This window comes from Microbacterium sp. Nx66 (assembly GCF_904066215.1).
Taxonomy (GTDB): Bacteria; Actinomycetota; Actinomycetes; order Actinomycetales; family Microbacteriaceae; genus Microbacterium; species Microbacterium meiriae.
Map to the genome: position 1 here is coordinate 1,287,320 of NZ_LR880474.1, position 13,766 is coordinate 1,301,085.

Annotated in this window: 12 protein-coding genes; 6 read left to right on the plus strand and 6 right to left on the minus strand. The window is 72.5% G+C overall.

What is annotated here, in order from left to right:
• Positions 1-9: 9 nt before the first annotated feature.
• A complete protein-coding gene (locus MICNX66_RS06020) occupies positions 10-1,305 on the minus strand; it encodes an O-antigen ligase family protein (RefSeq protein WP_232089214.1) in 1,296 nt (431 codons plus the stop codon).
• Positions 1,302-2,717, minus strand: coding sequence for an O-antigen ligase family protein (locus MICNX66_RS06025; protein WP_187663718.1), 1,416 nt, complete (start codon positions 2,715-2,717; stop codon positions 1,302-1,304). The genes MICNX66_RS06020 and MICNX66_RS06025 overlap by 4 nt, the downstream gene beginning before the upstream one ends.
• Positions 2,718-2,785: 68 nt before the next feature.
• Between MICNX66_RS06025 and manA the strand changes: the two genes are divergently transcribed.
• From manA to MICNX66_RS06045, 4 genes are all read left to right on the plus strand, one after another.
• Positions 2,786-3,910: a mannose-6-phosphate isomerase, class I gene (gene manA / locus MICNX66_RS06030; protein ID WP_187663719.1), complete on the plus strand. Its 1,125-nt coding sequence runs from the start codon at positions 2,786-2,788 to the stop codon at positions 3,908-3,910.
• A gap of 161 nt (positions 3,911-4,071) precedes the next feature.
• Positions 4,072-4,389, plus strand: a complete 318-nt coding sequence (locus MICNX66_RS06035) for a WhiB family transcriptional regulator (protein WP_149084934.1) — start codon at positions 4,072-4,074, stop codon at positions 4,387-4,389.
• Positions 4,390-4,469: 80 nt separating this feature from the next.
• Positions 4,470-7,511, plus strand: a complete 3,042-nt coding sequence (locus tag MICNX66_RS06040; protein ID WP_187663720.1) for a glycosyltransferase — start codon at positions 4,470-4,472, stop codon at positions 7,509-7,511.
• Entirely contained in the window at positions 7,508-8,890 is a 1,383-nt protein-coding gene (locus MICNX66_RS06045; protein ID WP_187663721.1) for a DUF5719 family protein, read from the plus strand. Before MICNX66_RS06040 ends, MICNX66_RS06045 begins: the two co-directional genes overlap by 4 nt.
• Before the next feature lie 9 nt (positions 8,891-8,899).
• On the opposite strand, the gene MICNX66_RS06050 is transcribed toward MICNX66_RS06045, so the two are convergent.
• Positions 8,900-9,325 carry a hypothetical protein gene (locus tag MICNX66_RS06050; protein WP_232089215.1) on the minus strand — a complete coding sequence of 142 codons (426 nt, stop codon included), beginning with the start codon at positions 9,323-9,325 and terminating at the stop codon, positions 8,900-8,902.
• Positions 9,326-9,403: 78 nt separating this feature from the next.
• Here MICNX66_RS06050 and MICNX66_RS06055 point away from each other — a divergent pair, with 78 nt between their 5' ends.
• The gene (locus MICNX66_RS06055) at positions 9,404-9,610 is read left to right on the plus strand and encodes a DUF3499 family protein (RefSeq protein WP_025103036.1); all 207 of its coding nucleotides are present in this window, start codon (positions 9,404-9,406) and stop codon (positions 9,608-9,610) included.
• A 21-nt stretch (positions 9,611-9,631) separates the two neighbouring features.
• Here the strand turns inward: MICNX66_RS06055 and MICNX66_RS06060 are convergent, their stop codons facing one another.
• Complete coding sequence (locus MICNX66_RS06060; RefSeq protein ID WP_187663722.1) at positions 9,632-10,441, minus strand: RDD family protein; 810 nt, start codon at positions 10,439-10,441, stop codon at positions 9,632-9,634.
• 16 nt (positions 10,442-10,457) lie between these two features.
• Between MICNX66_RS06060 and MICNX66_RS06065 the strand changes: the two genes are divergently transcribed.
• Complete coding sequence (locus tag MICNX66_RS06065; RefSeq protein ID WP_187663723.1) at positions 10,458-11,450, plus strand: stage II sporulation protein M; 993 nt, start codon at positions 10,458-10,460, stop codon at positions 11,448-11,450.
• 16 nt (positions 11,451-11,466) lie between these two features.
• On the opposite strand, the gene MICNX66_RS06070 is transcribed toward MICNX66_RS06065, so the two are convergent.
• Positions 11,467-12,774 carry a DUF58 domain-containing protein gene (locus MICNX66_RS06070; RefSeq protein ID WP_187663724.1) on the minus strand — a complete coding sequence of 436 codons (1,308 nt, stop codon included), beginning with the start codon at positions 12,772-12,774 and terminating at the stop codon, positions 11,467-11,469.
• Complete coding sequence (locus MICNX66_RS06075; protein WP_232089232.1) at positions 12,775-13,698, minus strand: AAA family ATPase; 924 nt, start codon at positions 13,696-13,698, stop codon at positions 12,775-12,777.
• Positions 13,699-13,766: the final 68 nt, after the last annotated feature.

Sequence of the window (13,766 nt, forward strand, 5' to 3'; positions counted from 1 at the left end):
CCGCCGAGCTCACTCCTGTGGGCGCAGGGTGGGAATGGTCCCCGTGTGCGCCGCGTCGATGTTCTCGCGCCACGACCGGGACTGACCGGCGCGCAGGGCGCACAGCGCGAGCATGAACCACCCGGCGCCGACGAGGGTGAAGCTCTCGAACATCGAGTCCACCGCGAGGGTCACGAGCGTGATCGGGGTCCAGGCGTAGACGACCGAGCGGCGGACGCTCGCGACCAGCCAGGAGCGGATCAACGCGATCCCACCGAGCAGCAGGAACAGCACCAGCCCCGCCGCGCCGAGTTGCAGCAGCACGTCGAAGAAGGCGTTCAGCGCGCTCTGGTGCCGGTCGTCGAGCTGGAAGTTGATGAACGTGAAGGGGTATTCGCCTCGAGCCCAGTCGCCGAACCACCCCCACCCGGTGATGGGCTTCACGGCGACGAAGTCGAGGATCATGTTCCACAGCTCGGCCCGCATGGAGAAGTCGGAGCCGGCGTCGAGCAGCGCGATGATCTGGTGACGAAGCGCGAACGCGACGGTGAGGGCGAGCGCGACCAGGACGCCCAGCGCCCATTGCACCAGGTTCCGACGCGCCGGAGCGGTGTGGCGGACGATGGTGAGCGCGACGGTCACGATCCCCACGGCGACCGCCAGCACGAGCACCGTCGGTGAGGACGACAGGAAGGCCAGGCCGCCGGCCAGGGCGACGGAGACCACGGCGAGCGGGGGGTCGACGGACTGGGTGCGCCACTCGATGACGAACGTGATCAGGGCGAGCACCGCGATGAAGCCGAGCATGTTGCGGCTGCCGAACAGCCCCTGGACCGGACCGCCGGCGGCGAGGTTGCCCTGGATGTCCAGGAACGCGAACGGGAGGTCGAGGAGCACCCCGGAGAGGATCTCCACGCCGAGGGAGACGCCGAGGAGCACGCGCAGGGTGTCGCCGAGTGCACGGACGGTCTGGAGCGTGTCGCGGATGTGCCCGATGGTGATGGCAAGGAAGGCGTACCCGAAGAGCGACAGCCAGCCCAGCACGGTGTCGGAGCGGTCGGTCGTCCACACCAGGCTCACGAGCGCCCACGCGAGGAACGCCAGGAGGGAGGAGGGCGCGATGCGCAGCGGGGACAGCTCCTCCCTGCGCACCCAGAGGATCGCGGCTCCCAGGAGGCACAGGGCGGTGATGACGGTGGCGAGGGTGACCGGCGACGTCATCCGTCCGATGGCGAACGAGCCGAACACGGCGGTCAGTGCCGCGAGCGTGAAGGCCCTGGCCATCTCGGCTGAGCCGAGGAGACGGACGAGCGGATGCACCGTCACGGCACCCGCCGCGTCGCCGTGCCGCGCTCGAACACGAGGTCGCGCTCGCCGACGCCCACCAGCGGCACCGACTTGAGCTTGAACGACAGCAGCACCAGGAGCAGCCAGCCCCACAGCATGATCGGCGTGGACTCGGTGAGCCCCTGCACCAGGAGGACGACGGTGTACAGGCTCGGCAGCAGGGTCAGCGGGGAGTACGGGCGGTGGGCATCGAGGTCCCACCGCGGGCGATCGACGGCGAAGAACCAGGAGCGCCACAGCAGGCTGCCGTACGCCACGGCCATCAGCACGAGTCCGAGGACGCCGAGCTGCAGCAGCACGTCCAGCCACATGTTGTGGGCGTGGAACACGGTGATCCCGTGGTCGACGATCCAGCCGTCGAAGGCAGGGTCCGTGGGGACCCACGGGCTGGAGAAGCCGTTGCCGATGACCGGGTGCTCCCCGACGCGTCCCAGGACCGCCGCCCAGATCTTGTTCGAGCGGCCGGTGAGATCGGCGCTGCGGCCGAGGAGACCGAGGAGGGGCTCGCGCAGCAGCCACAGGGCGAGGGCGAGGACTGCGGTGGACCCGATCGCGACGACGTAGATCCGGGTGCGGGCGGTCGGCGACGCTGCACGGCGCATCAGCAGGGCGACGACGAGGACCACGGCGGCTGCACCGGCGCACGCGAGCGCGGTCGCGGACGCGGTGCGGAAGAGGAAGTACGCCGCGAGGATCATCCACAGCGCGAGTGTCGTCCGCCAGCGGGCCTTCGCCGCGAACAGCACGCCGAACGTGATCAGCGCGAACAGCGAGACGATGCCGAGCAGATTCGCGTTGCCGAGGATGCCCTGGATGCGTCCCCCGTCGAACAGGTTGTCGCGGACCCAGTACCACTGGGGATCGATCTTCCCTGTGGGGATGTCCGCGAAGTTCGGCAGGAGAGGGCCGTGCAGGACCAACGACACCCACAGCTCGAGTGCGAGGGAGAGCCCGAGGATCCACTTGAAGGCGGACGACAGGGCGCGCACGATCTCGTGCCAGGTGAGCACGTGCGCGATGAACAGGCCGTTCACCGTGACGGCGGCCAGGAGCATGCCCGTGGCGACGGTGGGAACCCGCCACTGGGACCAGGCGACGGAGAGGAGGGCGAGCGCGGTGTAGCCGACGGCCGCCCAGGGGAGCCGGCGCCAGCGGAAGGGCTGCGGGCGGTTCCTCGCGAGCATCGGGACGCCGATCGCGAGGGTGGCCGCGCTGAAGAGCGCGAGCACGATCGCGGCGCCGATCTCGCCGAGCAGGTTGTACACCGCCGAGTGCGCGAACGCCACGAAGAGGACGGCGATGACGTATCCGCGCAGCAGGAGGTGCCCCGTGGACTCGCGCTCGGGCGCGGTGGGCAGGGCTGCCACCGGGTGCTTGGTGTACTGGGCCATCGCGACTCAGGCTACCGCGACGTGCCCGGATCCGACCTGTCCGTCGCACCGGGCTCTACGCTGGGGGCATGCTGCGCAGCCTCACCAACGTGCCCCGCGACTATGCCTGGGGATCGCCGTCCCTCCTCGCCGAGCTCGAAGGCCGCACCCCGACGGGTGCGCCGGAGGCCGAGGTCTGGTTCGGCGACCACCCGGGAGATCCCGCCGACCTCGCGGACGGGGGGACGTTGGACACGGTGACGGGCGGCACGCTGCCGTACCTGCTCAAGCTCCTCGCCGCCGCGCGGCCGTTGTCGATCCAGGTGCACCCGACCAGGGAACAGGCCCAGGACGGCTGGGCCAGGGAGAGCGCGCTGCCGCTGGACGACCCGCGGCGGAACTACCGCGACGCCAACCACAAGCCGGAGCTGATCGTCGCCCTGAGCGACCGCTTCGAGTCGCTCAGCGGCCTGCGTCCGATAGCGGACACGCTGCGCCTGCTCGAGGCCCTCGAGGACGGTCCGGGGGTGCGGGCCCTGCGGGAGCGGCTCTCGGGTGACGGCGACCCGCTCGGCGACGCGATCGGCTGGCTGCTCGGTGGAGGAGCGCAGGAGGAGGTCGAGGAGATCATCGCCGCCGTCGTCGCCGCCGCCGGCGCCGCAGGGGAGGAGTTCCCGGCCCTGCGTGCGGTGGCCGCGATCGCCGAGAGCTCGCCGGGTGATCCCGGGGTCGTCGTCGCCCTGCTCATGAACCACCTCGTGCTGCGCCGCGGCGAGGGCGTCTTCCTTCGGGCGGGGCTGCTGCACGCCTATCTCTCCGGCCTCGGTGTCGAGATCATGGCCGCGAGCGACAACGTGCTCCGGGGCGGTCTGACCCCCAAGCGCATCGATGTGCCCGAACTGCTCGCCGTGCTGGACACCACGCCCGGCGAGGTCCCGGTCCTGCGGCCCGCGGGCGACGAAGCCGTGACGACGTACCCGGTGCCCGTGCCCGACTTCGCCCTCCGACGGGTCAGGATCGACGACACGGCGGTCACCCTGGACGTGTCCGGCCCGACCATGGTGCTGGCGACAGCCGGCTCCGTCCGGGTGACGGCGGAGTCCGGAGCGGAAGTCTCCGTCCCGATCGGCACGGTGGCGTTCGCCGACGCCGATGAGCGCTCCCTCACGCTCTCCGGGGCGGGCGAGGTCTTCGTCGCGACCCCCGGACGCTGAGGGGTCGAGCGCAGGCGCGCGACACGCCGGTGGAAGCTCATGAACCTTCAAGAAACGCTTGAGGGTTTACGATCCGCGACTTGACCCGAGCGAATGACACGGGTGTAATTAGGTGAGCACGGCCCGCCAGGGGGGCGGTTTCTGAAGGGTTGGAGGTCGAGATGACGGGTTACCGTTCCGATGTGCCGGAGAACTGGTTCGTCGATCCGGTCAACCTCGGTGTTCCCGGGGTCCGCCGGTCCGACCCGGACGACGACAACGCCCTTGCCTGGCAGAGCGACGCGCTCTGCTCGCAGACCGACCCCGAGGCCTTCTTCCCGGAGAAGGGCGGCTCCACGCGGGATGCCAAGCGCATCTGCACGGCGTGCGACGTGCGTGGCGAGTGCCTCGAATACGCGCTGGCCAACGATGAGCGCTTCGGCATCTGGGGCGGGCTCTCCGAGCGCGAGCGGCGCAAGCTCAAGCGGCGCGCCAGCTGACGCCTCCACGGCGCGGCTTCGTGGGCGCGCCGGGAGCGGTGCGCTTCCTGGACTGACGCCCCGCATAGGCTGACCACGTCATGCCAGCCCGAGTTCATGCCCTCATCGTCGCGCGCCCCGGCCCCTCCGCCCGCGCCCAGCTCCTCCGCACGCTCGACGCCGTCCGTTCCCAGACGCTCCCGCCCGCGGCCGTCACGCTGATCATCTGCGGCGACGCCACCACAGCACGGGAGAGCGACGCCGTCGCCGCCACCGTCGAGGGCATCATCGAGGCGCGGTCGTCGACCTCGTTCGCCGAGGCCCTCGAGCTGGCGCGTCCACGCGTCCTCGACGGATCGGCGATCTGGATCCTCGCGCAGGACACCGCGCCGCACCCGCGGGCGCTGGAACGGCTCACGGGCATGTTGGAGCGTTCCCCGTCCGCGGCGATCGTCGCTCCGAAGCTCGTGGCCACCGACAACGAGCGCGAGATCGTCTCCCTCGGCGTGAGCATGACCACCTTCGGCCGCTCGGTCGAGCTGGCCGCCGGGGAGCTGGACCAGGGACAGCACGACCGGATGGACGACGCCCTCGGGGCGGACATCCGCGGCCTGCTCATCCGCGGCGAGGTGCGCGACGCGCTGCGGCCGGACCCCGCCCTCGGCGGTGCCGACGAGGGCCTCGACCTCGGCGTCCGCGCGCGGCTCGGAGGCGGGCGTGTGGTCCTCGCCCCGGCTGCGAGGGTCTCCGCGGCCCCGGATGGTCCGGCGGCGCTACCGGCAGGACGAGCCCGGAGGGCATTCGTCACCCGTCTCGCCCAGCTCCATCGGCGCCTCGCCTATGCGCCCGCGGCCGCCGTGCCGCTGCACTGGCTGACCTTCCTGCCGCTCGCGCTGTGGCGTTCCCTCACCCATCTCATCGGCAAGCGGCCCGAGGCGGTGTTCCCGGAGTGGGGCGCGGCTCTCCTCGCGATGATCCGCTTCGGCGCCGTGGCGCGATCGCGCGCCCGTATCCGCTCGTTCCGATCCTCCACCTGGGCGAGCATCGCCCCGTTGCGGGTCACCCCCGCGCAGCTGCGGCGCCGGCTCGACGACGGTCATGGCAGCGAACACGGTGCCGTCAGCGAGCTCCGCTTCTTCTCCGGGGGTGGGGCGTGGGCGGTGCTGGCCGCGCTCGTCGTGAGCATCGCCTCCTTCACCAGCCTCCTCGCCTGGCCGGCGCTGGGGGGCGGGGGCCTCCTGCCCCTGCGCGAGACCGTCGCCGCGCTGTGGCAGGATGCGGCGTGGGGGAGGCGCGGGCTCGGCATCGACCTCGTCGGCCCTGCGGACCCGTTCGCCGCGGTCGTCGCGGTGCTGGGCTCGCTGTGGCCCGGGGCGCCGTCCTTCGCGATGGTGCTGCTGTGGATCCTCGCACTGCCGCTCGCCGTCCTCGGGGGATGGTTCGCCGCGACCCGCGTCACCGACCGAGCCGGCCTGCGCATCTTCGCCGGCATCGCGTGGGCGCTCGCGCCGACGTTCCTCACCGCACTCGTGGACGGTCGGCCTTCCGCCGTGCTCGTCCACCTGCTGCTCCCGTGGCTGTTCCACTCGGCGGTGGTCGCCCACCGTTCCTGGGGCGCGGCCGGAAGCGCGTCCCTGCTCCTGGCGGCGGTTGTCGCCTGCGCGCCGGTCCTCGCTCCGGCGCTCGCGGTGCTGTGGGTCGTGGCTCTGGGGATCGTGCTGGGAACTGCGCAGTTCCGCGGGGCCGGCCGCCTGCTCTGGCTCCCGCTGCCGACCGCGGCGCTGTTCGCTCCTCTGATCTTCTGGCAGTTCGCCCACGGCACGGCCCTCGGTCTGCTCGCCGATCCCGGACGGACGTGGCTCGGGCCGCAGGCGGCCGCCGACGCCGCCGGTCGCCTGGCGATCGCCGGTGGCTTCCCCACGAGCGATCTGGCAGGGTGGGCGACCGTCCTTCCCGGCACCTGGGCGGCGCTGCTGTGCGCGCCGCTCGCGCTGCTCGCACTGGGATCCGCCGTCTCGCCCCGGTGGCGTGCGGGGATCACCATGCTGGTCGTCGCGCTCAGCGGACTCGCCACGGCGTTCCTCGCCGTCGGTGTCAGCGTCGCCTCCGCAGGAGCGACCGCGGTCCCGCTCTGGCCGGGCACCGGTCTGAGCCTCGCCTGGATCGGCGTCGTCGGCGCGGCGACGATCACGCTGGACACGGCGCTCACGCTTCCCCGACTGCGCGTGGCCGCCACGGGACTGGCCGCCCTCGCGCTGGTGGTGTGCGCGGTCCCCGCCCTCACCGCGTTCCACGGCGACCGTTCCGCGCTGACCAACGGCCCCGAATCCACGCTGCCCGCCTACGTGCGTGCGCAGGCGGCCGGGGACCGTCCGATCTCCACTCTCATCCTCACGCCGCAGAACGACGGCGGTCTCGCCGTCGAGGTGGTGCGCGGCGCGAGCGAGACCCTGGGAGCGCAGACGACGATGCTCTCCACGGCGGTCGAACCGCAGGGGACGGACCTCGCCGTCCTCGCCGTCGATCTCATCTCCGCCCGCGACTTCGACGCGCCGGCGCAGCTCCTCGCGCAGGGGATCAGCTACGTCCTCCTCGCCGAGGTACCGGGCGAAGGGGATCGCGCACGCACCCTGCGCACGGCCTCCGTCGCCGCGATCGACCAGCGGGCGGGCCTCGTGCAGGCCGGTTCGACGGACCGCGGGGTCCTCTGGCGCCTCGAGGGCGAGCCGGCGGAGCCGGCAGCGCTGAGCGCGACGCAGGAGGGGACCGCCAGGGTCGTCGTGACGCTGCAGCTCCTCGTCGTGCTCGCCGCGCTGCTCCTGTCCATCCCGACGCGCGCGTCGCGTCGGGCCGCCAGAGCGCAGTCGAGGATCGTCGGCAGGGCGCCGGAGGAACCTCTGGTCCTGCCACGCCACGCGGAGGACTCGGTGCCGGACGCGGCCGTCGTGCCGCCGGTCGGTACCGTCGAGGACCCGCAGGACGAACCCGCGCTCGCCGACGAGGCACTCGCCCCGATCGCCGACGCCGAACCCGCTGACGACGGTGCAGACCCCCGCCCGACGGCGGACGGCGAGGAGGACCGGCCGGATGTCTCGTCCGCCGACCACCAGGGAAGCACCAGCTCCGAGGAGGACCACCGATGACGGGCACTCGCGCGTTCCGCGTCGCTGCGACCAGCGCACGGGTCGTCACCGGCGTCGTGGTCGCCGCCGCCTGTGTGCTGGGCGTCGCGACCGCCGTGCACGCCCCCTGGCCGACCGTCACGCACGAGCCGGCGCAGGAGCGGGTGACCCCGCTCCCCGGAGACAGCGTCCTGGTGTGCGCCGGCGACTTCCGCGCGCTCGGTCGCAACACGGCCGCGCCGTCGGAGATGCGCCGGGCGGCGACCCCCGAGCTCACAGCGGGAGGCACGAACGGCGTCCCGTCGCAGACGGGGCTCGCGGTGCCGGACCTCGTGGACGGGCAGGAGGTGCCGGTGCTCACCGGAGCCGTCGAGGGGCGGTCAGCACCGCTCATCGCCGGCGCCGAGTCGTCGACTCTCGCCGCGGAGGACCTCGCCGGCTTCGCCGCCTCTCCCTGCGGAGTGCCTCGGCTCGAGTCGTGGCTCGTCGGCGGGTACGTGGGCACCGGAGCCGAGGACGTCGTCCTCCTCGCGAACACAGCCGACGTCCCCGCGACCGTGACGCTCGCGGTCTACGGAACGGCCCGCGGCGGACGGACGGTCATCGTCCCGCCGCGCACGCAGACGGCACTGCCGCTGACGTCCATCGCTGCGGGCAACGACGTCCCCGTCGTCAAGGTGAGTGCGGTCGGAGCGCCCGTCCGCGCCGTCCTGCAGTCGGCGCTGATGCAGGTGCTCGACCCGGCCGGGGCCGACCAGCAGGAAGCGGTGTCGGGCCCGCAGCAGCACGTCGTGCTCCCCGGTGTGCAGGCCTTCGCGGCAGCAGGGGACCAGGGCGACATGACGGTGCTGCGTCTGCTCGCGCCCGGAACGGACGCGCTCGCCGAGGTCCATGTGACCGCCGAGGGCGGTGGCGCCGGTCTGGACGCGTTCACGGTGCCGCTCACCGCCGACGAGCCCGCGCAGGTCTCGCTCAGCGGTCTCGAGCCGGGGACCTACACCGTGGAGATCGAGGCCGATGCCCCCGTCGTCGCCGGGGTGCGGCAGCAGGACGGCTTCGGAGCGGACTCCGATTTCGCGTGGGTCACCCCCGCACCGGAGATAGACGCGGAGGTCGCCTTCGCCGTGCCGTCCGGTCCATCCCCGCGGCTGCAGCTGGCCAACACGTCCGATGAGGAGACCACCGTCTCCCTCTCGACCATCGACGGGGGCTCGCCGCAGGAGATCGTCATCCCGGCGGGGGAGACCCGTGGCCTCGACGTCGCAGCGGACACGACCTATGTGCTCCGTCCGGAGGGAGAGGTGCACGCCGCCGTCGCGATGACGGCGCCCGGCGCCCTCGCCGTGCTTCCGGTCCCGCCGTCGCCGGGGGTCGAGGCGTCGATCACCGTCTACCCCTGACGGGCGGGGTCAGCGGCCGTGGCCGAGATCCCACGGTTCCCGGCCGACGTACTCCGCCGCCGCACGGAAGACGGCACTCTCGATCGCCATCCGTCGATGCGCGGCGTCGTCGTGTCCCGGCGGGAGCAGCCGCTCGATCGGGATCCGGAAGAGGACGATCCTCCGCTGATCGCGGTCGAGGTGCCAACGCGGCACCTCGCCGTCGGCGTCGTACGTCGGCAGCGCACCGATCTCGAATCGGACGTCCTGGAGTTCCGGCCACGTCCCGCGCAGGAACTCGACCGCTGTGCCCACGGTGAGGTCGAAGCGATCGATGCGGCCGTCCAACGGGGCAAGCGGCGGCTTCACGACTTCGCTGCGTCCGAGACGACCGTGCCGGCCGTGCCTGGCACCGCGGCGAGCGGCGGCGGCGGGGACGGAACGGCGACGGGGCATGCCGAAAAGTCTAGGCGCTGTGGCGGCTCCCGGCGCGGCAGCCCCGCCGCCGCCGGGAGGCGCCGTACGCTGACGGAGATGGACGGACGACTGTGCTCGAAGGTCGGCTGCGCGCGCGAGGCCGTGGCCACCCTCACGTATGACTACGGGGATCAGATGGCCGCGCTCGGGCCGCTCGGTGCGGCGAACGATCCGCAGGCGCACGACCTCTGTGCGCCGCATGCGGACCGCCTCTCCGTCCCTGCGGGATGGCTGGTCGTCCGCCACGAGGCCCTGCGCGCCTGACCGACGCGACCGGCGAGGTGGTCAGGCGCCCAGACGGCGACCCGTCAGTCGCTCCGCACGTCGATCCGCGTTGTCCAGCGCGCGGCGTTCGCGCTCGCGGCGGAGGACGGTGACGCCGACCAGCACGAGCTCGGGCGGCGCCGCCGGTACGGGGGAGATGAAGGGTGCGGCCTCGGCGAGCAGGTCGCGGGCCACGCGTTCCCGAGCAGCCGGGAGCATGCGCGGGGCGCTCACGAGGAATTGGGAGATGCGGCGGGCGAGCCGATCAGGAAGCCGCGCCACGTCGGCGACCTGCGCCCATGCCGTCAGCGCCGGAGGCAGCGTCGGCGCGAGCGTGACCAGCTGCGGGGTGCGTACCCGCTGGCTGTACGTGCCGGCGACCAGGTCGCCGAGGCGCTGGGAACGCGCCGTGAAGGCCCCGACCAGGACGGCGAGGCCGCCGAAGGTGAGATAGATCTCGAGGACGCCGAGCAGGGCGCGGATGAACGCGTGGCGGAACCCGGCCGCTCCGCCGTCCATCCGTACGATCCTGCCGCCGACGGCGAGCTTTCCGAGGCTGCGTCCCTTCAGCGCCACCTCCATCGTGATCGGCAGGATCACGAAGCTGATGACGAGGGAGGCCACGAGGGCGATGCGGTCGGTGGCGGTGTCGAGCACGCCGATGTCGAGAAGCCAGATGCGAAGGAAGATCGACCCGACGAAGACGGCGTAGCCCAGCAGCATGTCGATGACGGCGCCGGCCGCCCGGAGGAGGAACCCCACCGGCTGGACGTCGATCGCGACCGCCTCGCCGGAGAGCACCTCGTCGGAGACGTCGATCTGCGCGGACATGAGTACAGTAAATCAGGTGGATGCCGATGCCCTCACCGATGCGCGCCGGTCCGAATGGGAACGGCTGGACACCCTCAGCCGTGCCCGCCTGGACGGTGCCGGTGTCGACGAGCTCATCGTGCGCTACCGTGCCGCATCGGCCGACCTCGCGGAACTGAAGACGTCGGTCGGGGAGTCCCCGCAGGGCGCCTACCTCTCCACGATCCTCGTGCGTGCGCGGCTCCGGCTCACGGGGGCCGCGGACAGCATCCTCACCCAGACGTCGCGGTTCTTCCGCCTCCAGCTCCCCGCGGCGCTCTACCGCCTGCGTCGGACGACCCTGGTCATCGCGCTCGCCTTCGTGGCGGTCGCCGTCGGCACGGCCGCGTGGATCGCCGGTGACCCGGCGCTCGTCGCCACGCTCGGTCCACCGGACGCCTTGGAGCAGTACGCCGACGAGAGCTTCACCGGCTACTACACCGAGAACCCCGCAGCGGTGTTCATAGGGATGGTCTGGACGAACAATGCCTGGATAGCGATGCAGTGCGTGCTGTTCGGGGTGACCGGCATCTGGCCCGTCTACATGCTCGTGCAGAACGCCATGGGGCTGGGCACGTCGGGGGCGGTCATGGCGATCCACGACAAGGCCGACCTCATGGTCCTGTACATCCTTCCCCACGGCATGCTGGAGATGACGTGCATCTTCGTCGCCGCGGCCGCCGGCCTGCGCATGTTCTGGGCCTGGGTCGCGCCGGGCCACCGCACCCGCGGCGAGGCGCTCGCGGAGGAGGGCAGGGCGCTGGCCACCGTCGCCCTCGGGCTCGTGTTCGCGCTCTTCCTCTCCGGGCTGGTCGAGGGGTTCGTCACCGGATGGGCACTGCCCTGGCCGGTCAAGATCGGCATCGGTGCCGCGGCCCTCGCGGTCTTCCTCATCTACATGCTCGTGATCGGCAGGCGCGCCTATCGCCGCGGCGAGACCGGTGACCTCGTCGAGTACGAGTCCGGCACGCCGCGGCTCGTGGCGGGCTGAGGAACGGCGACCGCCGTCAGAGCCGCCCCGCCGCCTTGAGCTCGAGGTAGCGGTCGGCGATCCGCGGCGGGAGGTCCTCGGGGTCCGCGGCGATGGCTTCGCCACCGGCGCGGCGGATCGCGTCCGCGACGTTCTCGGCGTCCCGGAGCGTGCGCTCGGCGGCGGCGGCGAGATAGACGTCCTCCCGGGACTCCCGCGCGCGGGTGAGGGCGGCGATGCCGTCGTCCGTGACCGAACCGACCAGCACCGTCATGGCCCGTGAGGCGTCGGGGAAGGCACCGAGGAAGCCCCGTGCCGACTCGGCGGCGTCCTGCGCCGTGAGCACGACGAGAAGAGAGGGACGCGTGGTCAGCGTCCGCACCGACGCGAAGGCCCCATGCCAATCGGTGTCGACGAGGCGGGCGTGCACCGGAGCCATGGCGTCGGTGAGAGCCGGCAGGAGCGCCGCGCCGTCCACCCCGGTCACCCGTGCCCTGGTCACCCTGTCGTGCATGAGCAGGTGCACGTGGTCGCCTGCCCGTGCCGCGAGCGCGGAGAGCAGGAGCGCGGCCTCCAGCGCCGCATCGAGTCGTGTGCCGTCGCCCACCCGGGCTGCGGCCGTGCGCCCGGTGTCGACGATGAGGACCACATGCCGGTCGCGCTCGGGGCGCCAGGTGCGCAGCATCGTCGTCCCCGCTCGTGCCGTCGCCCGCCAGTCTATGGAGCGGACGTCGTCCCCTCGCACGTACTCGCGCAGGGAGTCGAACTCGGTGCCCTGTCCCCGGACCTGGATGCTGGTGTTCCCATCGAGCTCCCGCAGCCGCGCCAGCCGCGAAGGCAGATGCTTGCGCGAGGAGAAGGCGGGCAGCACACGGATCGCGCCGCGGACGGGGTGCAGTGCCTGTCGGCCGGCGAGCCCCAGGGGACCGCGGGAACGAAGCACGACGAAGGCGCTGACGAGCTCGCCACGGCGTCTCGGGCGGAGGGGGATCTCCACGCGCCGCCGTTCCCCGGGCGGAATGCGCAGGTGCTGCCGTTCCGACGGCGCTCCCGCGGTGGGCTGCCACGCGTCGCGGAGCAGGACGTCGAGCGTCCGCGTCCCCCGGTTCTGCACCGCCACGCTGACCGGCACCTGCTCGCCGAGCCGGGCGCGCGACGGGACGCGACGGGTGACGGTCGCCGCGCGCGGGTCGCCGCCCAGGACGACGTCGACGGCCACGAGGAGGAGGCACAGCCCGATCCACCCGCCCAGCACCGCATACGGCGGAAACCCCGCCAGCCCGGTGAGGACCAGCGGCACGATGCCGACGGCGAGGGCGACGGCGAGACGGCCCGAGACGAACACCTAGATCGGCACCCGGGTCTGCTGCACCACCGATGTCAGCACGGCGTCCGCGGACACGCCCTCCATCTGCGCGTCAGGACGGAGCTGGAGACGATGCCGCCAGACCGGGACGAGCATCGTCTGCACGTGGTCCGGCGTCACGGCGGTGGAGGCGTTGAGCCAGGCCCAGGCCTTGGCCGCGGCGAGCAGTCCCGTCGAGGCGCGGGGGCTGGCACCGAGCTCGACGGAGGGGGAGTGGCGGGTCGCGCGGGCCAGGTCGACCACGTAGCCGAGTACGTCGTCGGTCACCTCGACCCGGGCCGCGGCCCGCTGGGCGGCGCGGATCTCGTCGGCGCCGATCACGGCGTCGACGCCCGTGAGCTCGCGCGGCGAGAAGCCCTGTGCATGGCGCCGGAGCACGGACACCTCGGCGTCGCGTTCCGGCATGCCGACGACGAGCTTCATCAGGAAGCGGTCGAGTTGGGCTTCGGGCAGAGAGTAGGTCCCCTCGTGCTCGACGGGGTTCTGCGTCGCGGCGACGAGGAACGGGTCGGGCAGCGCGCGGCTCACGCCGTCCGCGGAGACCTGACGCTCCTCCATCGCCTCCAGGAGCGCCGCCTGGGTCTTCGGGGGCGTGCGGTTGATCTCGTCCGCGAGCAGGATGTGCGTGAACACGGGGCCCGCGCGGAAGTCGAACTCCCCGGTCCTGGCGTCGTAGACGAGGGACCCCGTGACGTCGCCGGGCATCAGGTCGGGCGTGAACTGGACGCGTTTGGTGTCGAGCCCGAGAGCCCGGGCGAACGACCGCACGACCAGGGTCTTCGCCACGCCGGGAACACCCTCCAGCAGCACATGGCCGCGCGCCAGGAGCGACACGAGCAGGCCGGTGACCGTGCCGGCCTGGCCGACCACCGCCTTGTCGACCTCGGTGCGGACGCGGTGCATGGCCTGTCGCAGCGCGGCGTCGTCGGCGGGACTGTTCTCGTCGGTCACGGGGTCTCCTCGGCTTCGGT